The organism is Hafnia alvei, assembly GCF_900095695.1.
Lineage (GTDB): Bacteria > Pseudomonadota > Gammaproteobacteria > Enterobacterales > Enterobacteriaceae > Hafnia > Hafnia alvei_B.
Genome location: NZ_FMIQ01000021.1, coordinates 16,470 through 43,357 on the forward strand (window position 1 = coordinate 16,470; position 26,888 = coordinate 43,357).

The 26,888-nt window shown below is 48.1% G+C and carries 22 protein-coding genes; 4 read left to right on the top strand and 18 right to left on the bottom strand.

Annotated elements, in window-relative coordinates; translation table 11 throughout:
• Nucleotides 1–83: 83 nt before the first annotated feature.
• The 4 genes from BN1044_RS06065 to rlmD form a co-directional block, all read right to left on the bottom strand.
• The gene (locus BN1044_RS06065) at nucleotides 84–2,666 is read right to left on the bottom strand and encodes a bifunctional diguanylate cyclase/phosphodiesterase (RefSeq protein WP_072307962.1); all 2,583 of its coding nucleotides are present in this window, start codon (nucleotides 2,664–2,666) and stop codon (nucleotides 84–86) included.
• A 12-nt stretch (nucleotides 2,667–2,678) separates the two neighbouring features.
• Complete coding sequence (locus BN1044_RS06070; RefSeq protein WP_072307963.1) at nucleotides 2,679–3,704, bottom strand: GGDEF domain-containing protein; 1,026 nt, start codon at nucleotides 3,702–3,704, stop codon at nucleotides 2,679–2,681.
• A gap of 353 nt (nucleotides 3,705–4,057) precedes the next feature.
• On the bottom strand, nucleotides 4,058–6,301 hold the full coding sequence (gene relA / locus BN1044_RS06075; RefSeq protein ID WP_072307964.1) for a GTP diphosphokinase: 2,244 nt from the start codon (nucleotides 6,299–6,301) through the stop codon (nucleotides 4,058–4,060).
• Between the two features lie 34 nt (nucleotides 6,302–6,335).
• Nucleotides 6,336–7,652, bottom strand: coding sequence for a 23S rRNA (uracil(1939)-C(5))-methyltransferase RlmD (gene rlmD, locus BN1044_RS06080; RefSeq protein ID WP_072307965.1), 1,317 nt, complete (start codon nucleotides 7,650–7,652; stop codon nucleotides 6,336–6,338).
• A gap of 76 nt (nucleotides 7,653–7,728) precedes the next feature.
• Here rlmD and barA point away from each other — a divergent pair, with 76 nt between their 5' ends.
• Entirely contained in the window at nucleotides 7,729–10,470 is a 2,742-nt protein-coding gene (gene barA, locus BN1044_RS06085; RefSeq protein ID WP_072307966.1) for a two-component sensor histidine kinase BarA, read from the top strand.
• A 96-nt stretch (nucleotides 10,471–10,566) separates the two neighbouring features.
• On the opposite strand, the gene acpS is transcribed toward barA, so the two are convergent.
• From acpS to rpoE, 11 genes are all read right to left on the bottom strand, one after another.
• Nucleotides 10,567–10,947, bottom strand: coding sequence for a holo-ACP synthase (acpS, locus tag BN1044_RS06090; protein WP_072307967.1), 381 nt, complete (start codon nucleotides 10,945–10,947; stop codon nucleotides 10,567–10,569).
• Complete coding sequence (gene pdxJ, locus BN1044_RS06095; RefSeq protein WP_025800536.1) at nucleotides 10,947–11,678, bottom strand: pyridoxine 5'-phosphate synthase; 732 nt, start codon at nucleotides 11,676–11,678, stop codon at nucleotides 10,947–10,949. Before pdxJ ends, acpS begins: the two co-directional genes overlap by 1 nt.
• 131 nt (nucleotides 11,679–11,809) lie before the next feature.
• Nucleotides 11,810–12,538: a DNA repair protein RecO gene (gene recO, locus BN1044_RS06100; protein ID WP_025800535.1), complete on the bottom strand. Its 729-nt coding sequence runs from the start codon at nucleotides 12,536–12,538 to the stop codon at nucleotides 11,810–11,812.
• Between the two features lie 12 nt (nucleotides 12,539–12,550).
• Complete coding sequence (gene era, locus BN1044_RS06105) at nucleotides 12,551–13,456, bottom strand: GTPase Era (RefSeq protein ID WP_025800534.1); 906 nt, start codon at nucleotides 13,454–13,456, stop codon at nucleotides 12,551–12,553.
• The gene (gene rnc / locus BN1044_RS06110; protein WP_008812639.1) at nucleotides 13,453–14,133 is read right to left on the bottom strand and encodes a ribonuclease III; all 681 of its coding nucleotides are present in this window, start codon (nucleotides 14,131–14,133) and stop codon (nucleotides 13,453–13,455) included. Before rnc ends, era begins: the two co-directional genes overlap by 4 nt.
• A gap of 308 nt (nucleotides 14,134–14,441) precedes the next feature.
• Nucleotides 14,442–15,416 carry a signal peptidase I gene (gene lepB / locus BN1044_RS06115; protein ID WP_072307968.1) on the bottom strand — a complete coding sequence of 325 codons (975 nt, stop codon included), beginning with the start codon at nucleotides 15,414–15,416 and terminating at the stop codon, nucleotides 14,442–14,444.
• A 115-nt stretch (nucleotides 15,417–15,531) separates the two neighbouring features.
• Complete coding sequence (gene lepA, locus BN1044_RS06120; RefSeq protein ID WP_072307969.1) at nucleotides 15,532–17,325, bottom strand: translation elongation factor 4; 1,794 nt, start codon at nucleotides 17,323–17,325, stop codon at nucleotides 15,532–15,534.
• Nucleotides 17,326–17,457: 132 nt separating this feature from the next.
• Nucleotides 17,458–17,922 (bottom strand): SoxR-reducing system protein RseC, encoded by a 465-nt coding sequence (rseC, locus tag BN1044_RS06125; RefSeq protein ID WP_040046817.1) that lies wholly within the window; start codon nucleotides 17,920–17,922, stop codon nucleotides 17,458–17,460.
• Entirely contained in the window at nucleotides 17,919–18,881 is a 963-nt protein-coding gene (gene rseB, locus BN1044_RS06130; protein ID WP_072307970.1) for a sigma-E factor regulatory protein RseB, read from the bottom strand. Before rseB ends, rseC begins: the two co-directional genes overlap by 4 nt.
• Nucleotides 18,881–19,525 (bottom strand): anti-sigma-E factor RseA, encoded by a 645-nt coding sequence (gene rseA, locus BN1044_RS06135; RefSeq protein WP_072307971.1) that lies wholly within the window; start codon nucleotides 19,523–19,525, stop codon nucleotides 18,881–18,883. The genes rseB and rseA overlap by 1 nt, the downstream gene beginning before the upstream one ends.
• Nucleotides 19,526–19,554: 29 nt before the next feature.
• On the bottom strand, nucleotides 19,555–20,130 hold the full coding sequence (rpoE, locus tag BN1044_RS06140; protein ID WP_008812634.1) for an RNA polymerase sigma factor RpoE: 576 nt from the start codon (nucleotides 20,128–20,130) through the stop codon (nucleotides 19,555–19,557).
• Nucleotides 20,131–20,344: 214 nt separating this feature from the next.
• Here rpoE and nadB point away from each other — a divergent pair, with 214 nt between their 5' ends.
• Nucleotides 20,345–21,946: an L-aspartate oxidase gene (nadB, locus tag BN1044_RS06145; protein WP_175421589.1), complete on the top strand. Its 1,602-nt coding sequence runs from the start codon at nucleotides 20,345–20,347 to the stop codon at nucleotides 21,944–21,946.
• Nucleotides 21,947–22,156: 210 nt separating this feature from the next.
• On the opposite strand, the gene BN1044_RS06150 is transcribed toward nadB, so the two are convergent.
• The gene (locus BN1044_RS06150; RefSeq protein WP_072307973.1) at nucleotides 22,157–22,906 is read right to left on the bottom strand and encodes a tRNA1(Val) (adenine(37)-N6)-methyltransferase; all 750 of its coding nucleotides are present in this window, start codon (nucleotides 22,904–22,906) and stop codon (nucleotides 22,157–22,159) included.
• Nucleotides 22,907–23,055: 149 nt separating this feature from the next.
• Between BN1044_RS06150 and srmB the strand changes: the two genes are divergently transcribed.
• A complete protein-coding gene (gene srmB, locus BN1044_RS06155; protein WP_072307974.1) occupies nucleotides 23,056–24,384 on the top strand; it encodes an ATP-dependent RNA helicase SrmB in 1,329 nt (442 codons plus the stop codon).
• Between the two features lie 305 nt (nucleotides 24,385–24,689).
• Here srmB and grcA read toward each other — a convergent pair whose 3' ends face one another.
• Nucleotides 24,690–25,073 carry an autonomous glycyl radical cofactor GrcA gene (gene grcA / locus BN1044_RS06160; protein ID WP_025800524.1) on the bottom strand — a complete coding sequence of 128 codons (384 nt, stop codon included), beginning with the start codon at nucleotides 25,071–25,073 and terminating at the stop codon, nucleotides 24,690–24,692.
• 381 nt (nucleotides 25,074–25,454) lie between these two features.
• Between grcA and ung the strand changes: the two genes are divergently transcribed.
• Nucleotides 25,455–26,150 (top strand): uracil-DNA glycosylase, encoded by a 696-nt coding sequence (ung, locus tag BN1044_RS06165; RefSeq protein ID WP_072307975.1) that lies wholly within the window; start codon nucleotides 25,455–25,457, stop codon nucleotides 26,148–26,150.
• 62 nt (nucleotides 26,151–26,212) lie between these two features.
• Here ung and grpE read toward each other — a convergent pair whose 3' ends face one another.
• Nucleotides 26,213–26,800: a nucleotide exchange factor GrpE gene (gene grpE, locus BN1044_RS06170; RefSeq protein ID WP_072307976.1), complete on the bottom strand. Its 588-nt coding sequence runs from the start codon at nucleotides 26,798–26,800 to the stop codon at nucleotides 26,213–26,215.
• Between the last annotated feature and the right edge of the window lie 88 nt (nucleotides 26,801–26,888).

Genomic DNA, 26,888 nt, shown 5'->3' on the forward strand with positions numbered 1-26,888 from the left:
GGTGTAAGGTTTCGTTCGCCTATCTCTATTGGAGTCCTTAGCGTACGAAACCCACCACCTGAGCCAGCAAGCGTATCACCTGACTATGGCAAGACCTTTCCAATATCCGGCCACTCGCTGAGCGGCATCGGCCGAGCAAAGTAATACCCCTGTGCTTTTTGGCACCCCATTTCCTGTAGTTTGTCGGCCACTTCCGCCGTTTCAACCCCTTCGGCCACCAATGGGACATTAAATCCGTGGGATAGCCGGACCACCGCCGACACAATCGATTCGTTGCGGCTATCGGTGAGAACATCGCTAACGAAATCTTTATCGATTTTTAAGGTATCAAATTCAAGCTTATGCAGATAAGAAAGGCTTGAGAAACCTGAACCAAAATCATCAATGGCAACGGAAACGCCCCCGCGACGGATAGTGCTGATGGTTTCCATCAAAATATCGGTTTCTTTCATCATGCTCGTTTCGGTAATTTCGATCGAGATGTTGTGTGGCGCAATATTATGCCGAGCCATCGTAGCAAAAAGTGTGTGGGCAAAATCTTGCTGCATAAGCTGTACCAGCGAAATATTCACATGCAGTTTAAAGTCGCTTGGCCACTCACCGCTGGAGAGTTTTTCACTCAGCTGCATGCAGGCGTTATCTAAAACCCATGCGCCTAGAGGAACAATAAACCCCGTATCTTCCGCCAAAGGAATAAAGTGATCGGGGCCAACCATGCCAAGTTCTGCATTGCGCCAACGAATTAAACATTCAGCACCGGTAATATGACGCGTGGTCAAATTCACAATCGGCTGGAATACCAAGAAGAACTCATTCAGCGCCAGCGCACTCTTTAGATGACGCAACATATTAATATTGAGGATTTCTTCAGCACGAATATCCGAGTGGTATAACATGCTGTAGCCGTTGCCTTTGCTGCAGGCAAATTTCAGCGCAATATAAGCATCCATGATGCTGTCATTAAGCGTGCTCGGATTGATAACGTCATGCACAAAACCGGTATTTCCCGCATATACCTGCCCGTCTGCATCATGCTCTACGTCTAATCCTCTGAAGAAACGCTCAAACTTATGTTGCTCTGCTAAGCAGAAATCCTGCGTTTTTACGCCCGGATAGCAAATAATAAACCGCTCTTCGGCATCCCGTGCAAGCCATGTCCCCGCGGGTAAAATAGCCTGTAGATCTTGAATAAAGCGCGAAACAAAATCTCTACCGTAGCTGCGCCCTAAACTACTAGTGATAGCATTAAAATTACTTAAACCAACAATCGCAAGCAATCCAATCGCAAAACCGCCCTGTTCTTCATGACATTCTCGAAACTTGCCCAGCAAGCCCCTGCGCGTCAGAAGTTTAGTATCCTCATCAATATTGAGCTGGTTTTCTAGCTTAAGGAACATACCTTCCAACTCATCCGACATTTGTGCAAAGGCGGTATTCAGCACTCTAATTTCAGAAAATTGAGCCTGATGATTCAGACTGGGTTTCCATTTTCGTCGAGCAATCATCGGCGCTTGCCGCGCAATATCTAATATAGGGTTCGTTACCATCGAGAGTAATTTCACCGCGATCAATGAACCCAGTGCAAATATAATGACCGAAAGAATAATAGTAATAATACGGTTGCTCAGTAAATCACCGGTTAAATCATCTTGGGCTGAGAGCACAACGATCCGCCATCCAGGCAAATTAAGATCGTTGCCTACCGGCATCACTTTGCCAAAATACATTGAGCTACCGGACTGAATACGCTCCACTTCGCTAGGGTTATTTTGCAGGATTTTAACCGTCGATTTTATTAACGGATCGGTACTGTCCATGACCGAAACCAGCCCGCCACCGTCCTGATCGGCAATACCAAATGCGAGATCGGAAATGAGATAATCATCTTTAGAGGACGCAATAATCTGATTAGAACCATTAACAATAAAAATGACGTTGTTTTCATTTTTTGTCAGTTCCATCAGATAGCGACTAAATCGGCTTAAGCGCAGATCGCTTGAGATAACGCCAATGTAGCGATTTTTTTTGTCATATACGGGAGAGCTAAAAGAGATGCTGATGCCGCTATCCGAGTTAAAGTCTCGATAGGCTTTGGTCCACGAGGATTGTTTACTTTCATCAACATAGCGAAACCAAGGTCGTTGGCTGACGTCATAGTTTTCAATGCTTTCTCTTGGTTTTTCATCCTGAGAAAGGCCGTTGTAGTAATTCAGCCTGCCCAGAGTGACTCGCGACTTCAGGATGAGGTATTCTTTATCCGTAATATTATTCCGACCAACACCGATATAATGGCCATCCCTCGTGCCAAGCGCAACCATGCTTAAATACTTATCACCCGAAAAAATCCGTCCCATAGTTTGAAGGAGAATTTCTTTTATAAACGGCATTTGATCGCTGGTTTCACTGAAATCCATGGCTTTCAGTGACGTGGCTACGGCGGCATTCGACTGCTTAGGCACGTTGATATAGTGCTCCAGCATGCTTTTTACCGTTTCCCCTTTAGACGTGATGACCTTTTCGCTCATCCGATTCAGCGCATGGTTCTCTTGCTGAAACTGGAGATAAAGAATAAAGATGACAATAAACGTGGTAAAAAATACAAATACCGACAGGACAATCGTCTTGAGAGAGTAGCTCTCTATAAACGCCAATTTATTTTTTTTCATACGAACTAGTGCTCAGAAGGTGAACTGTTTCTTACCGCGACTCTTCGACTCGTATAAGTTAACATCTGCCAGTTTCATTGTCGTGGAAATATCGTCGTCAAACTTCGCAACACCAATTGAAACAGTCATTTTTGCCGTCACGCTCTCAGAAATATAGAGTTTCTCATCATTAATATCATGTAAAATTTGCTCAGTAACATGTTTGGCATCCTTTAGGGAGGCATTAAACAAAAAGACAACAAATTCATCGCCCCCCATTCGAACAACAATATCACTTGCTTTGATATTACCCTGCATGATCTTTGTACACTTGTACAAAGCTTCATCACCAATATCATGCCCATAGCTATCATTAATTTGTTTAAAATGATCGATATCGATGGCAAGAATATAGTCTAAGTCAGCTCGTTTTTTAATCTTAGGAATATAGCGACGATTATAGGCTTTGGTCAAAAAATCCATATAATAGTCTTTGTTCATCTTATCAAAGATATCTATATAGTAGAGCCCATGCAGCGTGCGGATCACGGCAATAAAAAAAGGGATCAAGATCAACAGTATTAGCTGCCAATGGAATGTATATTTTATTTCCTCTAACGACTCTTCGATGATGGCTCTGAAGTTTTGGGTATTTTGCGGTAATACCATGATGCCAGAATCGCCATGCCGAGCATTAATAACGCGATTAAATAATTCGTTTGATGCTGTTTCTTCTCTCTCTTTTAAGCGCCCTGGAATTGAAAAAGTGTGCAGCAAATTAATATAGTTTGAATAGCTTAACTGCAAAGCTTGTAATTGGCTGTCTTTAAGCTGCTTATTCGTTTTTTGATTATCTATATTATAAAACGTAGACGCGGAAAGAGAGAGGAAGTCGCTGCGGGCACTGGAGAGTTTCAACAAAAACTCCATCTGCTTAACTGTTGTTTCAGTTTTGTAATAAAAAAGTGTAAAACAGGCTGCGCTGATAACGAACAAGATAACCGTTATTACATCTTGACGCTGACTTAACAAACGAAAAAAAAGATTATTTGAGCTCATAAGCCGAACCAGAATTTTCTCATGAGTAGATTATTCTCTTTAAGATTATTGTCTAAAAGTCACAACTGAGATCGCATGCTCAGTGAATATATATTTGATCATAAATCAGATGTAAATAATTATCCAGAGATGCATTATGAGACTCATAAAATGAGAATTTTCATGAAACAAAAATTACGATGGATAGCTAAAATTAAAATGATAACAGACTGATAAATAAAGAATAAAACTATAATTTAAAATTCAATAATATATTATTGGTTAGAGCTGGTTTGATAGGATTTTTATTGGAAATAGAATTATCTTAATATAAATAGAGGCGACGAGTAACGACGCCTCTATTTTTTCACTGGCTATTTCTCTGTTTTTCCACCGTGTAAACGGCGCGCATCGATAACATCCGGTAACTGGTTTAATTTCGCCAGCACACGTCCAAGCACCTGCAGGTTGTAAATTTCGATATCCATATCAATCGTTGCCAGCTGTTTTTTGGTATCGCTACGGCTGGCAACACCTAGCACGTTAACCTTCTCATTAGCGAGAATAGTCGTGATATCACGTAGCAGGCCGCTACGGTCATTGGCCATCACACGTACCACCAGCGAATAGCCACTGGAGTAGCTCTCGCCCCATACGGCATCGATGATACGTTCCGGTGCATGCGAGCGTAGTTCATTAAGCTGATCGCAGTCTGAACGGTGGATTGAGATGCCGCGCCCCTGAGTGATAAAACCAATAATTTCATCACCAGGGATCGGCTGACAGCAGCGTGCTATGTGGTGCATTAAATTACCCACACCTTCCACCACAACGCGCCCACTGCTCTTATCACTACGTGACTGAGATTGGCCTTTTTGCGTAAGCTGTTTTAGCGCTTCACGGTCAGCTTCTTCCGCACTTGGCTTATTGGTTTTGCCCTGCAGGAAGTTGACCATCTGGTTAACGCGGATATCGCCGCCGCCTATCGCCGCCAAAACCTCATCCATCGAGTTGACGTTATAGCGAGGGATCAGAAGCTTTTCAGCTTCTTTCAGACTGATGTCCAAGCGCTCAAGCTCATCATCTAGAATTTGGCGGCCTGCGAGGATATTTTTGTCCCGATCTTGTTTGCGGAACCAGTTGTGGATTTTGGCGCGTCCACGGCTGGTTGTAACGTAACCAAGGTTTGGATTCAGCCAGTCACGGCTTGGGTTCGGCTGCTTCTGAGTGATAATTTCAACCTGATCGCCCATCTGCAGCTGATAGGTGAATGGCACAATGCGACCACCGATTTTAGCACCGATACAGCGATGGCCTACGTCGCTGTGAATATGGTAAGCAAAGTCGAGCGGTGTTGAGCCCGCAGGGAGATCCACAACGTCGCCTTTTGGCGTAAACACATAAACGCGATCGTCAAATACCTGGCTGCGTACCTCATCCAGCATTTCGCCAGAGTCGGCCATCTCTTCTTGCCATGCAATCAGTTTACGCAGCCACGCAATTCGACCTTCGTAGCCGGAACGACCTGCGGCCTGCGGCCCCTCTTTGTATTTCCAGTGCGCAGCAACGCCCAGCTCGGCATCTTCATGCATCTGGCGTGTCCGGATTTGAATCTCTAGCGTTTTACCGCGCGGGCCTAAAACGACGGTATGAATCGACTGATAACCATTAGGTTTCGGGTTAGCCACATAGTCGTCAAATTCATTAGGCAGATGACGATAGTGAGTGTGCACTATCCCCAATGCCGCGTAGCAATCCTGCAAGCGTTCAACCACGATGCGCACCGCTCGGACGTCAAATAGCTCATCAAACGCCAATGCCTTTTTCTGCATTTTGCGCCAGATACTGTAGATGTGTTTTGGCCGGCCATAAATCTCGGCTTTGACACCTTCTTTGGCCATTTCCTTGCGCAGCGCTTCAACAAAATCATCGATAAACTGCTCACGATCGATACGGCGTTCATGCAACAGCTTGGCAATCTTTTTATATTCATCTGGATGCAGATAACGGAAGCAGAAATCTTCTAGCTCCCACTTTAGCTGCCCAATCCCCAGACGATTTGCCAACGGTGCATAGATGTTGAAGCACTCTTTGGCCGCCAATACGCGTTCTTCTTCCGGCGCATCTTTGACTTCGCGCAGATGAGCAATACGCTCAGCGAGCTTTATCACCACGCAGCGGAAATCTTCCACCATGGCCAGTAGCATGCGGCGGATATTATCCACCTGCTCAGAGGCACCGGAGTCATTTTGAGTGGCTTTTAACGCGCGGATTGCATCCATTTCCAGCACGCCATGTACCAGATTGGTGATCTCTGTGCCAAAATCCTCCTCGACTGTTTCACGATCGATGACTTTGGCTTCCACCAGCGGAAACAGCAGCGCGGTGCGCATACTGTCGTTGTCCATACTGAGCGTGGAGAGAATTTCCACCATCTCAACGCCGCGCCACAGTAATAATGCCGCATCGGGATGATTAAGTGTTTTTTGCTGACAATAACGCCAAGTTGCAGAGAGACGCTCACACGACTGCTGGTTCGACAGATTTAGGCTCTTCACCCACTCATCAAGGGCAAATTCACCAGCCGTATTTAGATGGGCACTTCTTACCGCAACCATATCCTCTCCCTTTTACTCATCAACTTGAGCCGTACTACGACGCAACAAACAACGCCATCGACTCTAAATGCCCCGTGTGGGGAAACATATCTAGCATTCGCACGCGTTCCATTCGGTAACCCGCTGCGATTAAAATCTGACTGTCACGCGCCAGCGTGGTGGGATTACAGGAAACATAAACCACCTTCTGCGGTGCTAGTTTAACAATGTGATCCATAACGCCTGCGGCACCGGCACGCGCTGGATCCAACAACACTTTGTCAAATCCAAGTTTAGCCCATGGCTGCCGAGTCACATCATCCTCCAAGTTGTGCTGGAAGAATTCGACGTTATTCAATGCATTAATCTGGGCATTATACAGACCATTTGCTACCAGCGTAGCAACACCTTCAACGCCGACCACCTGTTTTGCGCGTTTTGCTAAGGGTAATGTGAAATTGCCCATCCCGCAGAACAGGTCTAACACGCGATCGGTCGATTCTACTGCTAACCATTCCAACGCCTGCGCAACCATTCGTTGATTCACCGCGTCGTTAACCTGAATGAAATCTCTTGGGCTAAAAAATAATCGTAGCCCGTCGACTTGATAAAACGGTGTGTCATCGCACAGCTTAATCAGATCGTCTTCATTACCTTGTAGGTAGAGCATAGCGCGATGCTGCGCACTAAAATTGTGCAAACGAGCCAAATCTTGTTCTTTCAACGGTTCAAGATGGCGCAATACCACTACGGGACCATTATCAGCCAGCACAAGTTCAGCATGGCCTAAACGGCGAACGGCCTTCATCCCGGCCAAACACTCATGCAGCGGTTGCAAAAGCGATGCCAGCGCAGGTGCTAATACAGGGCATGCTTTAACAGGCACTAAATCATTAGAACCTGACTTGCGAAACCCCATCACCAGCTGCTGTTGTTTAGGCAGGAATTGCAATCCTAAACGCGCACGCCGACGATAGCCGTATTCTGGCCCGCTAATAACGGATTCTGGTATGATATCCAAACCCGTTTCGCGGTTAATCAGGCGTTGAAGAGAAGCCGATTTACTTCGCTGTTGTAGGGCCTCGCTGGCATGCTGCTGCTGGCAGCCGCCACAGACACCAAAATGCGGGCAGCGCGGCGCTACGCGCTCTGGGCTGCGAGTGAGTAAACGCTTCACTTTGGCGCGAGCAAACTGCTTTTTTTCTTCGGTTAAAGTGACTTCGGCTTGCTCATCTGGCAATAGGCCGGAAATAAAGATAGCTTTACCATTGTGGCGTGCAACTCCTTGGCCAAAGGGATCAAGGTCGGTTGCCGTCACAGTTATGGTTTGTCGGGTCGCCACACGGCGTCCCGGAGAGTAAAATTGAGCCATGTTTTATCGATTTGTCGTTGGTTTTAGCTTTCGCTAATAATGATATCTGCCACCAATTCTCCCACATTGGACCCACATGACCAAATACAGCCTGCGTGCGCGCATGATGGTACTGATTTTAGCCCCCACTTTATTGATTGGTTTGCTGCTCAGCACCTTCTTTGTTGTTCATAGATACAATGAGTTACAAGCACAATTGGTGGATTCCGGTGCCAGTATCATTGAGCCGCTTGCCGTGGCGAGCGAATACGGTATGACCTTCCGCAGTCGTGAAGCGGTGCGACAGCTGATTGGCCTTCTGCATCGCCGTCATTCCGATATTGTGCGCTCCATCGCCGTTTTCGACGATAACAACGATCTGTTCGTTACCTCAAACTATCACCATAACTATTCGCTGCTACAGCTCCCCAAAGGGGTGCCTATGCCTAACGACCTGATGCTTTCCAAGCATGGGGATTCGTTAATCCTGCGCACACCGATCATCTCGGAAGACAGATTTATCGACTCCACCAGCGCCGAAAACCCGCACCTTGGCTATATCGCGGTTGAATTGGATCTGCGTTCAGTGCGCTTACAGCAATACAAAGAAGTATTTGTTGCTACGTTGCTGCTGATTATCTGTATGTGTATTGCCTTGCTGTTTGCCTACCGGCTGATGCGCGATGTCACAGGGCCTATCCGTAACATGGTTAACACCGTTGACCGCATTCGTCGGGGGCAGCTCGACAGTCGCGTAGAAGGCCATATGCTGGGTGAGCTGGATATGCTCAAAAACGGTATTAATTCGATGGCGATGTCTCTGACGGCCTACCACGAAGAGATGCAGCAAAATATCGATCAGGCCACCTCTGACCTGCGTGAAACGCTCGAGCAGATGGAAATTCAAAACGTAGAATTAGATTTAGCTAAAAAACGCGCTCAGGAAGCCGCGCGAATTAAATCCGAGTTTTTGGCCAATATGTCGCATGAGCTGCGTACACCGCTCAATGGGGTTATCGGCTTTACCCGACAAGTTCTGAAAACCCCGCTCAATGCGACCCAAAGTGATTACCTGCAAACCATTGAGCGTTCTGCGAATAATCTACTGACCATCATCAATGATGTGCTTGATTTCTCGAAGCTTGAAGCCGGTAAACTGGTGCTGGAACATATTCCTTTCCTGCTGCGTGAAACCATCGACGAAGTTACCGTTCTGCTTGCTCCTAGCGCACACGAAAAAGGCATTGAGCTTACCCTTAATATTCGTAACGATGTTCCCGAACATGTGATCGGCGACCCGATGCGCATACAGCAAGTCCTTACTAACCTATTAGGCAATGCGATTAAATTTACCGAGAAAGGGAATATCGATATTCGCATTGAGCTACGCAGCGCCACCCCACATCAGGTGGAGCTTGAAGTATTGGTGCACGATACCGGTATTGGTATCTCAGAACGCCAGCAATCACAGCTGTTCCAAGCATTCCGTCAGGCAGATGCCAGTATTTCTCGCCGCCATGGCGGCACCGGATTGGGCTTAGTTATCACCCAGAAACTGGTGAATGAAATGGGTGGGGATATTAGTTTCCATAGCCAGCCGAACAAAGGCTCTACATTCTGGTTCCACATTCAGTTAGAACTCAACCATAACGCGCCGGCAAGTCACTTCCCGATGCAGAGATTGGCCGGGCAAAAACTGCTTTATGTCGAGTCAAATCCGGTTGCCGCGCAATGTACCTTGGACTTACTTCAGGCGACGCCGCTGGAGGTGAGCTACAGCCCGCTTCTGGCACAGGTTATTCCTGACTCTCACTACGATATCCTACTGGTGGGGCTGCCGGTTAACTTCACCTATGATGATGAACAGGGTCGCGATAAGCTGAAAACCGCGTTGTCATTAGCCAACCGCGTGATCCTTGCGATGCCGAGCCACAAGCTGCTCTATAGTGATGAATTGAAAGAAGAAGGAGTACGCAGTTGTTTAGCGAAACCGCTAACCAGTAATCGCCTGCTGCCTATTTTGCTGGATAATAGCCTGCCGAAACGTGCGCCGGTAGTGATTGAGCAGAAGGTTGAACGTCTGCCGCTGAACGTCATGGCGGTTGATGATAACCCGGCCAACCTTAAGCTGATTGGGGCGCTGTTAGGTGAGCTGGTCGAACAAATTATTCTGTGCAATAGCGGTGAAGAAGCGATTGCTCAAGCTAAAGAGCATCGTTTAGACATCATCCTGATGGATATTCAAATGCCTGAAATGGATGGCATTCGTACCAGTGAATTAATCCGCAAAATACCGCGCTATATTGATACGCCGATTATCGCCGTAACGGCACATGCGATTAACGGTGAACGTGAGCGCCTACTCCGCGCAGGAATGGATGACTATCTGGCAAAACCCATCGATGAAAATATGCTGCGCCAGCTGCTAGCGCGTTACTATCGCGATCCTAACGGGCAAGAGCCACATACCGCCACGGTATCAGTCGAAGCCGATAGCGATGTAACGCTAGATTGGGATATGGCACTGCGACAGGCGGCGAATAAAGAAGATCTGGCACGGGATTTATTGCAGATGCTGCTGGAGTTCCTTCCACAGGTCAAAACACAGGTGGAAGCGGCGCTCGAAGGCAATCAGGATCCGGCGATAGTAGATATTATCCACAAACTGCACGGTAGCTGCAGTTACAGCGGTCTTCCACGTTTGAAACGCCTTTGCCGTTATATCGAACAACAGCTGCGTCATGATATTGCGGTGGGTGATTTAGAGCCGGAGTGGATGGAGTTACTCGACGAAATTGAAAACGTGGAGAAAGCCGCTCAGGAGAAACTGAACGGCTAGCGTTGTTGGGCGCTCAATCACTCGTAGAACGATGATTGAGCGCTAGCGACTAAATAGCTATTCCTCAGCTCTTCAGCAACAATTACCCTTCAACAATTACCCTTCAACAATCACGGTTGCGCAGGCGTAGCGGCGTTCATCAGCTAAAGAAACGTGAATAGACGTAATCCCCATTTCCTGCGCCAGTTCGGCGGCACGCCCGTGTAAACGCAGTATCGGTTTGCCCAGCGTATCGTTGTAAACCTCAAACTGAGCAAAGGCCAGCCCGTTACGAATACCGGTGCCAAATGCCTTAGCGGCAGCCTCTTTAACCGCAAAACGCTTGGCTAAATAACGAACTTTCTGCTGATGAGCGCAGTATTGCTCCCATTCAGCGGGCGCCAATACGCGTTTCGCCATTTGATCGCCACTGCGCTCGACCACAGCCTCAATGCGAGAAATTTCGACAATATCGGTGCCCAAACCTAAAACAGCCATTAGCGACGCGCTTCCAACATCAGCTGTTTCATCGCACTCACGGCCTCAGGCAAACCACTCATCACCGCTCGACCAATAATACTGTGGCCGATATTCAGCTCATGCATTTCAGGTAATGCAGCAATCGGTAGGACGTTATGATAGGTCAAACCGTGGCCCGCATTCACTTTTAAGCCTCGTTCGTTGGCAAAACGCGCGGCTTGGGCAATGCGCTCAAATTCTGCCTGACGCTTTAGTTCGCATTCTGCATCGGCATAAGCACCGGTGTGAATTTCAATATAGGGCGCGCCAACGCTCACTGCGGCTTCAATTTGGCGCTGGTCGGGATCGATAAACAGCGATACCAAAATACCCGCCTGAGTTAGACGCTCCACGGCGACGGTCATTTTATCCAACTGACCCGCAACGTCTAGCCCGCCTTCAGTCGTCACTTCTTGGCGTTTTTCAGGCACCAAGCAACAAAAATGCGGCTTCAATTCACAGGCAATATCGATCATCTCATCGGTAACCGCCATTTCCAGATTCATCCGCGTCTGAATAGTTTGGCGCAGCAAACGCACATCGCGATCGGTAATGTGACGGCGATCTTCGCGCAGATGCACGGTGATCCCATCGGCCCCTGCTTGCTCAGCAATAAAAGCCGCTTGAACAGGGTCTGGATACTGGGTGCCACGCGCATTGCGCAGGGTTGCGATATGATCGATGTTGACGCCCAACAGTAAATCAGCCATGACAAATCCTCTTAAGAAAACGTTTAAGTCAGAGATTACAGACAAAATAAGGCTTAGTTCGCATCAGTGTACACCGAACTTAGCGGGATAGGGTCAGACAGAATTATGGCGATGTAGGGGACAGTGAAATTTTAAGCTGAAGCCGGTTTAACAGGGCGTTTTCCAACAAATTGGCGAAACAGTTCACGGCTTTTTAGCGGTTTTCCGCCTAAATAGGGTTTCAGCGCCATACGCGTAAAACGTTTAGCCGCACGCAGCGTGAGTGGATCAGGGAATCTACGTTCGGCCAACGCTTTTAAATCACGGCCGGTAAAGCTGAGCTGATCGACCAGCAAGCTGGCGATAAACCCTTTCTCTTCACGGTAGCGATAGGTCATCTCATCAGAGACCGGTTCGCCGCTGCCAGCGCAGTGCAGAAAATCGATGCCATAACCAAGATTACCCAGCAAAGCGAGCTCGAATTCACGCAGCGTATGCTCAGGAGAACCAACGGTTGCCGCCAAGTTTTGTAAACAGTTTAGGTAATCGAAGAATAACGAAGAGTAGTTGGTTTCCTGCTCAAGCACGCGGGAAACCAGCTCATTGACATATAAACCGCTATAGAGCGAAATGCCCGTCAGCGGTAGCCCTAACGAAACAGGCTCAGCATTACGTAGGGTTTTGACTTCCCCTTTCCCGCCCCAACGAACCAGCAGCGGCGTAAAAGGTTGTAACGCGCCTTTGAGGCTTGAGCGTTTGCTACGTGCGCCTTTCGCCAACAGACGAACACGTCCGTGCCCTTCAGTAAATAGGTCTAACAGGAGACTGGTTTCACTGTAGGGACGCCCATGTAACACAAATGCGCGTTGCCAACCTTCCATAGGCGCGATCTCTTAGAGATCTTCACCATAACCCAAGCTACGCAGCGCACGTTCGTCGTCTGCCCAACCGGATTTAACCTTAACCCACAGCTCAAGATGGACTTTAGCTTCAAACATGGCTTCCATGTCTTGGCGAGCTTCAATGCCAATCGTCTTGATTTTTGAGCCTTTATTACCGATAACCATCTTCTTCTGGCCTTCACGCTCAACCAGAATCAGACCGTTAATGTCGTAACCACCGCGTTCGTTAGAAACGAAGCGTTCAATTTCAACGGTAACGGAATACGGCAGCTCTTCGCCCAAGAAACGCATCAGTTTTTCGCGGATGATTTCAGACGCCATAAAGCGCTGTGAGCGGTCAGTAATGTACTCTTCTGGGAAGTGGTGGATCGCTTCCGGCAGTTTTTTACGCACAATGCTGGCGATGGTATCTACGTTCGTTCCCTTCTCAGCAGAGATTGGAACCACGTCCATAAAGTTCATCTGTTCGCTGAGGAACTGGATATGAGGCAGCAAAGCCGCTTTATCCTGAACGTTATCGACTTTGTTGATCGCTAAGATAACCGGCGCTTTCAAATCACGCAGTTTATTCACGACCATTTCGTCATCGGCGGTCCAGTGCGTCCCTTCAACAACGAAAATCACCAGCTCAACGTCACCGATTGAGCTGCTGGCTGCGCGGTTCATCAAACGGTTGATGGCGCGTTTTTCTTCAATATGCAACCCGGGGGTGTCCACGTAGATGGCCTGATATGGCCCTTCCGTGTGAATACCCATGATGCGGTGGCGGGTCGTTTGTGGCTTACGCGAGGTGATCGAAATCTTCTGCCCCAGCAGTTGGTTCAGCAATGTCGATTTGCCAACGTTAGGACGTCCAACGATGGCAATAAATCCGCAATAAGTTGTTTCTTCGCTCATTCAAGCTCCAGCTGTTTCAGCGCTTGTTCAGCCGCTGCCTGCTCGGCCTTGCGACGACTTGAGCCAACACCGATAACCGGTTCGCTCAGGCCGCTGACCTGACAGTGAATAGTAAATTCTTGATCGTGTGCTTCACCGCGAACCTGCACCACCAAATAAGATGGCAGCGGCAGATGGCGTCCCTGCAAGAACTCTTGCAGACGCGTTTTCGGGTCTTTTTGCTTATCACCTGGACTAATCTCGTCCAAGCGTGAGCGGTACCAATCAAGGATCAGTCGTTCAATCGTTTGGATATCACTATCCAGGAAAATGCCGCCAATTAACGCTTCTACGGTGTCAGCTAAAATAGATTCGCGGCGGAAACCACCACTTTTTAGCTCACCCGGCCCAAGACGCAGGCACTCCCCCAAATCAAATTCTCGTGCCATTTCTGCCAGCGTATTCCCACGTACTAAAGTAGCACGCATGCGGCTCATGTCGCCCTCATCAACCCGCGGGAAGCGGTGATACAGCGCATTGGCAATAACGAAACTAAGAATTGAGTCGCCCAGAAACTCAAGACGTTCATTGTGTTTGCTGCTGGCACTGCGATGAGTCAATGCCTGCAATAACAGCTCCTGCTGTTGAAAAGTATAGCCCAGCTTCTTTTGAAGCCGGTTAGTTACGATGGGATTCATGAGATACCAAATAGATCTAGAATGCGTCAAAAACCGCAGCATACGGAACAGGCCTGCTTGCCGTTAGCCAATCCAAAGCTGTTTCGTTTGCAGTGGCTTCCAGATCGGAAGCCAACTTTTTATCGCTCGAAGGGGTATTCTACAACGACTGAAAATATAATGCTGCGGTAATATGCCTTATTCGCTGAAGTTGCCTAGCTATTAATGCAACGGAAATAAGTTTAGGCGCATATTTTAATGCTGGTTAAAACGTCACGCTGATTTCACGCTGTAGGAAGATACCCACAGCGTGAATGATAAGCAGGAAATTAGTGAATTCCACCAATACGACTCAGGCGAACACCGGTTGGCCACTGACCTTCCTGTTTTTCAAAGCTCATCCAGATTGCCGTCGCTTTACCAACGAGGTTCTGCTCAGGAACAAAGCCCCAATAACGGCTATCGGCGCTGTTATCGCGGTTGTCGCCCATCATGAAGTAATGACCTTCAGGTACTACCCAAACGCCCTGTGGCTGGCCCGGCTGACGGTAGTAACGTGACATTATGTCCTGCGCCTGAGGCACTGTCATAATACGATGAGTAACGGTACCCAGCGTTTCTTTTCGCTCGCTCATGCGGTATCCATCATCCACGTTTTGATCCAACGGGATTTGGAAGAAGCCACTGCTGGCCTCGCCATTACCCATTTGGCCAAAGGTCTGTACCCATTCGCTTGGCTCAGCCGCGCTGTAGGTAATGGGCAATAACTTGTCGCAGTTCTGCCCTGTTTGGCAGGCAGGGTAAACCGTGACTTCTTTACTGTATGGATCGTAAGTCACTTTATCGCCCGGCAAGCCGATAGCACGCTTGATATAGTCCAAACGTGGATCCAGTGGATATTTAAATACCACGATATCGCCGCGTTTAGGATGTCCGGTTGGAATAATCGTGTGCTGCGCTACAGGTTCTTTAATTCCATAGGCAAACTTTTCTACCAGAATGAAATCGCCGATCAACAGCGTCGGCATCATTGAACCTGATGGGATCTGGAAAGGCTCATATATAAATGAGCGGATAATCAGAACCAGCGCTAAAACAGGGAAAACGGAAACACAGGTTTCAATCCAACCTGACGTTTTCACAGCCTCTTTAGCGGTCTGTTTATCTAAACCGTCAACCGTTTGGGCGTTAATCGCCGCGATCTTGGCCCGACGCGCCGGAGCCAACTTGAAACGGTCGATACACCAAATCACCCCGGTAACCAACGTTGCAATCACCAGAATTAGAGCGAACATATTGGCCATGCCAATAACTCCTTAAATAACCCCGAGACTTCAAACTTAACTGCGTTGAAATCTATTTGGGCATAAGCCTCTCAATGATAACGGCACCTCAATCGGTGCCGCTCATCATAGAACTTTAGTCTTTACCTACATGCAGAATGGCCAAGAAGGCTTCCTGCGGCAGTTCGACGTTACCGACCTGCTTCATACGTTTCTTACCGTCTTTCTGCTTCTGCAGCAGCTTTTTCTTACGGCTGACGTCGCCGCCGTAACACTTAGCAAGAACGTTTTTACGCAGTTGCTTAACCGTTGCACGTGCAATGATCTGATTCCCAATAGCCGCTTGAATCGCAATATCAAACTGCTGGCGCGGGATCAGTTCTTTCATTTTTTCAACCAGTTCACGACCACGATACTGCGCGTTGTCGCGATGAGTGATCAGTGCTAACGCATCCACACGTTCGTTGTTGATTAACACATCAACACGAACCATGTCAGACGGCTGGAAACGCTTGAAGCTGTAGTCCAGCGACGCATAACCACGCGATGTAGACTTGAGGCGGTCGAAGAAATCGAGCACCACTTCTGCCATCGGTATTTCATAGGTGAGCGCAACCTGATTGCCGTGATAAACCATATTAGTCTGAACACCACGCTTCTCAATACAAAGCGTAATAACGTTACCAAGGTACTCTTGTGGTAACAGCATATGACATTCAGCGATCGGCTCACGCAGCTCTTCGATATTGTTGATTGGCGGCAGCTTAGACGGGCTATCAACGAAGATCTCTTCACCACTGGTCGTTTGGATCTGATACACAACCGTCGGTGCCGTTGTGATCAAGTCTAGATCGTATTCACGTTCCAGACGCTCCTGAATGATCTCCATGTGCAATAAGCCCAAGAAACCACAGCGGAAGCCGAAGCCCAGCGCGGTTGATGTTTCTGGCTCGTAGAACAGGGACGCATCGTTCAGGCTTAATTTGCCCAGCGCATCACGGAAAGCTTCGTAGTCATCAGAGCTTACAGGGAACAGACCTGCATAAACCTGAGGTTTTACTTTTTTGAAGCCCGGCAGAGATTTTTCAGCTGGGTTACGCGCCAGCGTCAAGGTATCGCCTACGGGTGCGCCGTGGATGTCTTTAATCGCACACACCAACCAGCCTACTTCGCCGCAGTTTAGTACGTCGCGGTCGATCTGCTTCGGCGTGAAGATGCCAAGACGGTCAGCGTTATAGGCCTGACCGGTACTCATCACCTTCACTTTCTCGCCTTTACGCAGCGAGCCGTTTTTAATACGAATCAAAGAAACCACGCCCAGATAGTTATCGAACCATGAGTCGATAATCAGCGCCTGTAATGGGCCTTCTGGGTCACCTTCCGGTGCAGGGATATCGCGAACTAGGCGTTCAAGCACTTCAGGAACACCAACGCCGGTTTTTGCTGAGCAGCGCACAGCATCCATCGCGTCGATACCTACGATATCTTCAATCTCCTGAGCAGCCCGGTCGGGATCGGCCGCTGGCAGGTCAATTTTGTTCAGTACAGGAACAACTTCCAGATCCATTTCCATGGCTGTATAGCAGTTCGCCAGTGTCTGAGCTTCAACGCCTTGGCCTGCGTCCACCACCAGCAATGCACCTTCACACGCCGCCAGAGAACGAGAAACCTCATAAGAGAAGTCAACGTGTCCTGGAGTATCGATGAAGTTCAGCTGATAAGTTTCCCCATCCAGTGCTTTATAGTCGAGCGTTACGCTCTGCGCTTTAATAGTGATGCCACGCTCACGCTCCAGATCCATAGAATCCAGAACTTGCGCTGCCATTTCACGGTCAGTCAAACCGCCACAAATCTGAATAATACGGTCAGACAGTGTCGACTTACCGTGGTCAATATGTGCGATAATGGAGAAATTTCGTATACGCTTCATTATTAAGATATTTTGCCTGATGATTTCTAGATTACTCGCCTAAGGACACACTGATGGGTTCAAAGCGATGGTTTAACGTTTGGCGGTATTTTGCCAGATTCGATGCATTCTACACATCGAACCCAGTAAAACCTAGATATTCGTGGGGGTGCGGATCATGGATGGAGGCAAACCTACCTGCAAAACGATCGGCTGATAATCTTGCCGGTCACTTAGTTTTTTCGCCTTAAATCGCGCAAACATGAAACCAGCACCAGCGCCAACCAATGCGCCTAACGCAGCCCATGCATCAGAATGCATAAATGACTGCCCCACGCCACCGCCAACGATAAGGCCGAGCAATGGCGTGAGATAGACTAACACCGCAGAACGCAGCAGATTGGCTTCAGTAATACCAATCTCAACTTTTTGTCCTGGTTCTAACGGTTGAGCAATTTCAACCTGAAGCTGATGCTGCGACTGAGGATTGATTTTATTCAACACCGCCGTACCGCAGGTGTTTTTCGCCCCGCAAGAACCGCAGCCAGAGCGCTGCTCACAGTTTAGCGTAGCGATACCCTGTTGCCAGGATGCCACCGTTGCCCATTCACGCATCATGATTTACGACCATTGAGCGTAATGCTGTTTGCAACACGTTTAGCCGTTGACGGTGGTAATTCTCCGACGACGGTAATATCAGTATTGTTGCGCGTTTCGGTGTGAATGGTACGACGCCCTTGGCGCAAGAATTGCTCACTCACCGCAGCACCAGCAGCGGCGCTGCTGATATTGACAGAGAAACTAAACAACCCATCGCTATACAAGCGTGACTCTACAGGCTCAGAGAGTGAAGGCAAAGTACGACGACTGCGTGAAACCTCTTTGAAACCCTGCGGGAGCCAAGACGTTTGCCAGTTGAAGTTAACCTTATCCGTTGCAGGTAATTTCAGCAACGGTGGTAGCGTGAGCTGAGCTAGGCTCGCCATCGCAGCGCTAACCTGATCGCCAACCGTAAAGGAGATCACACGGAATTGTTCTAACGTTTCGCCATCACGATCTAATAGATCGACTCGCAAAGGCAATTTCGAACTTTCGTCAATCCATACGATATAGCTAAAGCGCAAACCATCACGCGATACGATGCGGATCACCTCACATGGGCGATCGGCTACGCGGGTTCTACCGACGGAGATAAAGTTATAATACTGACTCAGTTGTTTAATATCGGAGAAAATTATCGATGGCAACGCATCAACAATGTGATCGCCGTTGAGCGTAAATGGCTCAAGCCCGGGCTCAAAATAACTGATTTCATTGCCACGCAGTAATACCTCACGGCGCGGGCCATCCATCTGCAAGAGCTGAGATAACAACTGATTATTAGAAATGGCATGACGATAGCGTAACGACTCAATCCCCTGCTTGGTGATATTGATATACGCTAACTCATAATTGAGTGACTGACTGGCGCCATTCATTTGTTGCAACATCGCCTCAGACGAATCTTGCGCTGAGGCGATATTAGAAACAAATAGGCTACCAGCGAATACGCTGATGGCGAACCAAAGTTGCTTCATTACTGCTGCTGAGTTCCTAATGACAGAGTTCCTGGCACCTGAACTGACGCCTGAGTATTACCATTGTCCATTTGCAACTGTTCGGTATGCAGGCGGCGTTGCAGTTCATAATCCTGCAAAATCGCATTAATGCGTTTACGCTGCTGCTGAACCTGCTGCTGTCCATTGGCGTTGCTGCTCTCATTAGGAACACCAAAACTTACTGGAGAAGCTTGGCCGCCCATAGGTAACGTGTTGAATGCAGGAGCATCCGAATCACTTACGCCACCGACTGGCTGATTATACTGCTGCACACCCACCAGCACCGCGAGAGAAACGCAGGCCGCAATACCGATTTGGGTGATTTGACTGGCCCAAGGACGAACCTTGTTCCAAAACGGCATATTTTTCCAGCTATGTGGTTGAGGCTGGGATTCGGGAATTGCATTGGGAACCAAGCGAACTGGTTCATCATCAAGCGCCGCGGCAATACGATCGGAGATATCAAAATCAATAGCGTCGCTCACGTCACCGCGCAGGGTGTCACGTATCAGGTGATAGCTCTTCCACGTTTGTTGAAGCGCATCGTCTTTACCCAGTGAACCAAGCAGTTCACTGTCCAGCACTTCACCATCCATCAGAGCCGAAAGTTGTTCTTTCTGCATGCCTAAATACCCTTCCTGTGCCCGCATAATTAACGCTGTATCAGCGGTTGAACTTTATTATCGATCGCTTCCCTCGCCCGGAAAATACGAGAACGTACCGTTCCAACCGGACAATCCATGATGGCGGCTATCTCTTCGTAGCTTAAACCATCCAATTCTCTAAGGGTGATTGCCATACGCAAATCCTCAGGAAGAGACTCTATGGTTCGGAAAACAATCTGCTTCAGTTCATCTGACAACATTAAGTTCTCAGGGTTCGAAATTTCTTTCAATGCACCCGCACTTTCGAAGTTTTCTGCCTCACTGGCATCAACATCGCTTGATGGCGGACGTCTCCCCTGAGCAACCAGGTAATTTTTTGCTGTGTTTACAGCAATACGATAAAGCCAGGTGTAAAAAGCACTCTCGCCGCGGAAAGACTCCAACGCACGATAAGCTTTGATGAACGATTCCTGCACGACATCAGGAACATCGCCTGATGGAACGTAGCGGGATACGAGACTCGCAACTTTATGCTGATAGCGAACTACCAGTAAGTTAAAAGCCTTCTTATCTCCTTTCTGGACTCGCTCGACCAGCACCTGATCCGTTAACTGCTCGCTCATCCGAGGTAATCTCTCCTCAAATCTCTCTCCACGCATGAAAAAATAGTACTGCCAGTTGTCTCAATCGATCCTGAGCAAGCACTAGCTTAGAGTTCATACGTACTAAAAAGTTCCGTACGATGCTGTTTTTATATTCGTTGTTCATTAACCGTGCATTTACACGTTGGCATAGGCTAACATGATTTTCACTTTTCAGCTGCACACACCACAACCTATGCAATCAAATTCAGAGCATTTTAACGATGTATTGATTATCGGTAGCGGAGCTGCCGGACTTTCACTCGCCTTACGTCTTGCCGATCACTGCAAAGTGACCGTTTTAAGCAAAGGTCCCTTTAATGAGGGGGCCACGTTCTATGCCCAAGGCGGTATCGCCGCAGTCTTTGATGAAACCGACAGCATCGAATCGCACGTGCAGGATACCCTGATCGCGGGTGCTGGGCTGTGTGATCCCTCAGCGGTTGAATTTATTGCTCGTAACGCAAAGGATTGCGTGCAGTGGCTCATCGACCAGGGCGTGCTGTTTGATACTGAAATGAGCCCCGCTGGCGAATCTCGTTACCATCTAACTCGCGAAGGCGGTCATAGCCATCGCCGTATCCTGCATAGCGCAGATGCAACGGGTAAAGAAGTAGAGACCACTTTAGTACAGAAAGCAAATGCGCATCCTAACATCCGCGTTTGCGAGCGATACAACGCCGTCGATCTAATTACATCAAAAAAAATCGGCTTACCGGGTACCCAACGCGTGGTAGGTGCCTATGTCTGGAACCGTGAACTCGAACGCGTTGAAACTCTGCGCGCTCGCACAGTGGTATTAGCTACCGGCGGTGCTGCAAAAGTCTATCAATACACCACCAACCCTGATATCTCTTCAGGAGACGGCATTGCTATGGCATGGCGCGCCGGTTGTCGTATTGCCAACTTAGAATTTAACCAATTCCACCCCACCTGTTTGTACCACCCGCAGGCGAGAAACTTTCTATTAACCGAGGCCTTGCGTGGCGAAGGCGCATTCCTCAAACGCCCTGACGGCTCACGGTTTATGCCAGACTTTGACGAACGCGGCGAACTTGCGCCGCGTGATATCGTTGCTCGCGCCATTGACCACGAAATGAAGCGTCTTGGCGCAGACTGCATGTATTTGGATATTAGTCATAAACCGGCAGACTTCATCACGCAGCACTTCCCTATGATCTATGAAAAACTGATGGATTTAGGTTTAGACCTCACCAAAGAGCCGATCCCGATTGTGCCTGCCGCGCACTATACCTGCGGCGGCGTAATGGTTGATCATCAAGGAAGAACTGATTTAGAAGGGTTATATGCCATTGGCGAAGTCAGCTATACCGGCCTGCACGGTGCCAACCGAATGGCGTCTAACTCACTGTTAGAATGCGTGGTATATGCTTGGTCGGCATCGCAGGATATTCTGCAACGCCTACCGCAAACCAGCCTCGCACCGCGTCTACCCGAATGGGATGATAGCCGGGTTTACAACTCAGATGAACGCGTAGTGATCCAACATAACTGGCACGAACTGCGTTTGTTTATGTGGGATTACGTAGGCATTGTGCGAACCACCAAACGCTTGGAACGCGCGCTGCGCCGCATCCAAATGCTTCAACAGGAAATCGACGAGTATTACGCCAATTTCCGCATCTCAAACAATTTGTTAGAACTGAGAAACTTAGTGCAGGTTGCTGAGCTCATTGTACGCTGCGCCATGGAACGCAAAGAAAGCCGCGGCCTGCATTACACGCTGGATTATCCAGACCTTTTAGAGAACTCTCAGCCAACGATTTTACAGCCTTAGAGAATCATCAACGTTAGCGGCAATGCCGTAGAAACTAAAAAAGCCCTATTGGGTAATGCTGGTAACTTAAGCATGATTTTAGGGAAAGTACACCGATGGGGTCGTAGCAGCTTTAGCTGCCGGAGCGCCCCGCGGTGTGCTAGCCCCGTGTATCTCGATCTCATAAACGATCTGCATTACCCCTATTGGGCCTTTTTCATGTCCTAACCCTCAGAAAAAAAGATAAAACGCTTTAGTTAATTGGCGGAAATCGTCCGAGTAAGCATTGCTCTCATCACGAATAACCAATCGGTCTGACTGCGTTGACGCTGGCTCCACGCCAAATAGCATCAGGGCACGATGTGGCGCTCTATTAGCAAACTCCGCAACTTCCATATGCTGCAATAAAAACCATCCTTCGCGTGCCGCCAGTTGAATAAAATCAACGCTGATATCGCAAGGCAAAACCACCGCCATTTTTCCCTTATCAGATGCTAACGCATGCGCATGTTTGAGCAACGTTTGATGACTAAGCTCAGAAGTATAGCGAGCTGTGCCCCGACTCTCGTTGCGACACTCGACGCCAGGCTGATAATAAGGAGGGTTGGTAACAATCAAGTCATAACGTGAGGCCGTCTGTGCAGCAAAAGACTGCAGTGCGCAGTGATGCAGTTGCATTCTGCTGGCCCATGGCGACTGCGAGAAGTTTTCCGCCGCCTGCGGAGCAGCGTTATCATCGAGCTCAACTGCATCAATTCGTACTGAATCTGTGGTACGCTGCGCCAACATTAACGCTAAAAGGCCGCTACCGCTGCCGATATCCAGTATCTTTCCGTTGATATCGCTGACATCTGTCCATGCGCCCAGCAAAATACTGTCAGTACCAACCTTCATCTCACAGCGATCGTGAGCAACAAAAAATTGCTTAAATGTGAATCCGTTACGACGTAATGGCGCTGATTCTGATGGGCATTGAACCACGGTAGCTCCTTATTTTTGGCCACATAGCATAAAATATCCGCATAAATTCGCCAAGGTTGGATCAGAGCAAACATGCTATTTCCCCCGCTTTAATGGGTGAACATCTGCTCCAACCCGTCTATAATCGGCGCCCCAAGTAGAGGTAGACCATGACAGCAAGCAATTTTTCCGAACTCGAACTCGATGAACGCCTACTCGACGCATTGCGCGATAAAGGCTATGACCGCCCGACAGCTATCCAAGCTGCCGCCATTCCTCCGGCAATGGACGGTCGCGACGTTCTGGGCTCTGCGCCTACCGGAACCGGGAAAACCGTCGCCTATTTGCTGCCAGTGTTGCAGCACCTGCTCGACTTCCCGCGCAAGAAATCCGGCCCACCGCGTATTTTGGTGTTGACCCCAACGCGTGAACTGGCAATGCAGGTTGCCGAGCAAGCCATTGAATTGGCTAAACACACAAACTTAGATATCGCAACCATCACCGGTGGCGTTGCCTATATGAACCACGCTGAAGTATTCAGCGAAAATCAGGACATTGTGGTAGCAACCACAGGCCGTCTGCTGCAATACATCAAAGAAGAAAACTTCGATTGTCGCGCGGTTGAAACCCTGATCCTTGATGAAGCAGACCGCATGCTAGACATGGGCTTTGCGCAAGATATCGAAACTATCGCGGCAGAAACTCGCTGGCGCAAACAAACCATGCTGTTCTCGGCAACGCTGGAAGGCGATGCGATTAAAGAGTTCTCTGAACGTCTGTTGCAGGAGCCGGTTGAAATTGAAGCCGACCCATCGCGCCGCGAACGTAAAAAGATCCAGCAATGGTACTATCGCGCCGATACTCTTGAGCATAAAACCAAGCTGCTATGTCATCTGCTGAAAGAGCCTGAAGTGACCAAATCCGTGATCTTCGTGCGCAAGCGTGAACGTGTTCATGAGCTGGTAAGCTGGCTGCGCGAAGCGGGCATCAACTCCTGCTACCTAGAAGGTGAAATGGTACAGGCCAAACGTAACGAAGCCATGAAGCGTATGCTCGATGGTCGCGTAAACGTTCTAGTTGCTACCGATGTCGCAGCACGTGGTTTGGATATTCCAGATATCAGCCATGTGTTCAACTTTGACATGCCGCGCACCGCAGATACCTATCTGCACCGCATTGGCCGTACTGGCCGTGCTGGTCGCAAAGGCATTGCGATTTCTCTAGTTGAAGCACACGACCATTTGCTGCTGGGCAAAATTGGCCGCTATGTTGAAGAGCAGATTAAGTCGCGCGTGGTTGACGAGCTTCGTCCGACAACCAAAATACCTAGCGAAAAGAACAAAGGTAAGCCGTCTAAAAAGACGCTGATCAAACGCCAAGAGAAAAAGGCTGAAGAGAAGAAAGATAAAAAGGTAAAAGTGCGCCATCGCGACAGCAAAAATGTCGGGAAACGCCGTAAGTCGAAAGAAGTTGAACAGTCGACCAAGACCGAAGAATAAATCAGCACCCAAACACAGAAACCGCCTTTATCGGCGGTTTTTTTTCGTTCTAAGCTTTGGGAACATCACGCTCATCTAAAAAAGAGCACCACATCATGATATTTTCATTTTGCGTTTTATCCGCTTAGCTTACTTAGCGCTATCCAACTCTAACATCATGAAATGGAATGATAATAAAACCAATTATAAGATTGCTACTCATGATGATATTTTGCACCGCTAAGCAAAGATCTCTGCGCTATCAGACGTAAAAAAGGAGCCTTTCGGCTCCTTTTTGCTATTTCTTTATGCCTTTAGCCTAAAAATTACAGGCTTTCGGTAAAGGTACGAGCAATAACATCACGCTGCTGTTCTGGAGTCAGTGAGTTGAAACGCACTGCATAGCCAGACACACGAATAGTCAGCTGTGGATATTTTTCTGGGTGCTTAACAGCATCTTCCAGAGTTTCACGGCGCAGAACGTTAACGTTCAGATGCTGACCGCCTTCCACACGTACCGTTGGTTTGATATCCAAAGGTACTTCGCGATATTCAATTTTGCCCAGTTCGCTTACTGCAACGATCTGGTCTTCTGCGTAGCCTGCTTTTGCACATACACAACGTGCTTCGTTTTTATCTGTATCGAGCAGCCAGAAAGAGTTCATCAGGTCTGCATTATCAGCTTTAGTGATCTGAATACCTTGAATCATTTGTTGCCTCCGTCAATAGAGCAAAAAAATCTTGGATTAATTTCTTAGTTTACGGCCTTAACTTCGGCCATTTGGTAAAACCAATGTTGTCTTGATGTTTTATATACCAGTATAGAGTGGGGTTTTCTTTGATTTAAATCAATTTTTTAAGGGTGTCAATTTTACCAATTGGGGCAAATTTATGTTTTACATCAAATTTAACCATCTCAAGATGCTTTTTCTATTTTTGTAAATTTTCAAAAATAATTTAATTTGCGCACAAAAAAACACCACTTTTGACTGTTTTCTAAAATGGCTAAATTTTCATCACGGTTTAAATTCATCACCTGAAACGGTAAGCTACGACAAAATAATTTCCGTATAAACAAAGAGGAAGTGCAGATGACTTCTCCACAAAACTGGCACGATGTCATCGGTGCCGAGAAAAAAAAACCCTACTTTCACGACACGCTCGCTTTTGTCGCCGCAGAGCGCCAAGCCGGTAAGACCATTTATCCACCGCAGAAAGACGTGTTTAATGCCTTCCGTTTCACGGAACTTAACGATGTTAAAGTCGTGATCTTAGGCCAAGACCCCTATCACGGCCCCAATCAGGCTCACGGTCTCTCCTTCTCGGTGCGTCCTGGCATCCCTGCGCCGCCTTCGCTAATGAATATGTATAAAGAGCTCAAAACCGATATCGAAGGTTTTGAAATTCCTCAGCACGGCTATCTAAAAAGCTGGGCTGAACAAGGGGTTTTATTGCTTAACACGGTATTAACCGTTGAACGCGGCCAAGCACATTCACACGCCAAGCTAGGCTGGGAAACCTTCACCGACAAAGTAGTCGCTGCGCTCAATGAACATCGCTCAGGCATTGTCTTCCTGCTATGGGGAGCGCACGCGCAAAAGAAAGGCAGCATTATTGATACCCAGCGCCACCGAGTTTTAAAAGCTCCGCACCCTTCACCGCTTTCAGCCCATCGCGGCTTTTTAGGCTGCCACCACTTCTCACAAACCAATCAGTTGTTGATTGAACAAGGTTTAGCTCCCATTGATTGGCAGCCACGTTTGCCGGAGAACGGCAGCGAAGAGTAAGTTTCAGGCGAAAAAAAACCAGTCAATCGACTGGTTTTTTATTTTCGGAAAAGACGTCAGGATCACGCTTTCGCTTTAGATACCGCAACCATCGCTGGACGAATCAAACGACCGTTCAAGGTATAGCCTTTCTGCATAACCATCATGACGTGGTTAGGCTCGTGTTGTTCAGACTCCATTAGCGTCATCGCCTGATGCACTTCTGGATTAAACGGAACGTTCACTTCACCCACCTGCTCTACGCCGAATTTACGCACCACATCCAGCATGGATTTCAGCGTTAATTCGATACCTTCAATCATAGAGGTCAGTTCTGGGTTAGATTTATCAGCCAGATCCAGCGCACGCTCCAGATTATCAATCACTGGCAGCAGTTCGTTAGAGAACTTTTCTAAAGCGAACTTATGCGCTTTTTCAACGTCTTGCTCAGCACGACGGCGAATATTATCCGCTTCTGCACGAGCACGCATCACAGAATCACGCTCACGCTGAGCGGCTTCCTGCAACTGAGCTTCTAATTCGGCAATACGCTCATCGCGCGTATCAACGACGTCCGCCGCATCGACCTGAGCCTGTTGGTGCTGCTCTTGTCCGTTTTCCATTTCTTGTGAGGCTTGCTCATTCGACATGTTCTGTTCTTTACTACTCATGAAATTCTCCGCGGTTTGGCATTAATCTCGCTACTTGGCTTATTATGGGGATGAAAGCTGGCGATTCAAGAGAACCGCGCATAATGAG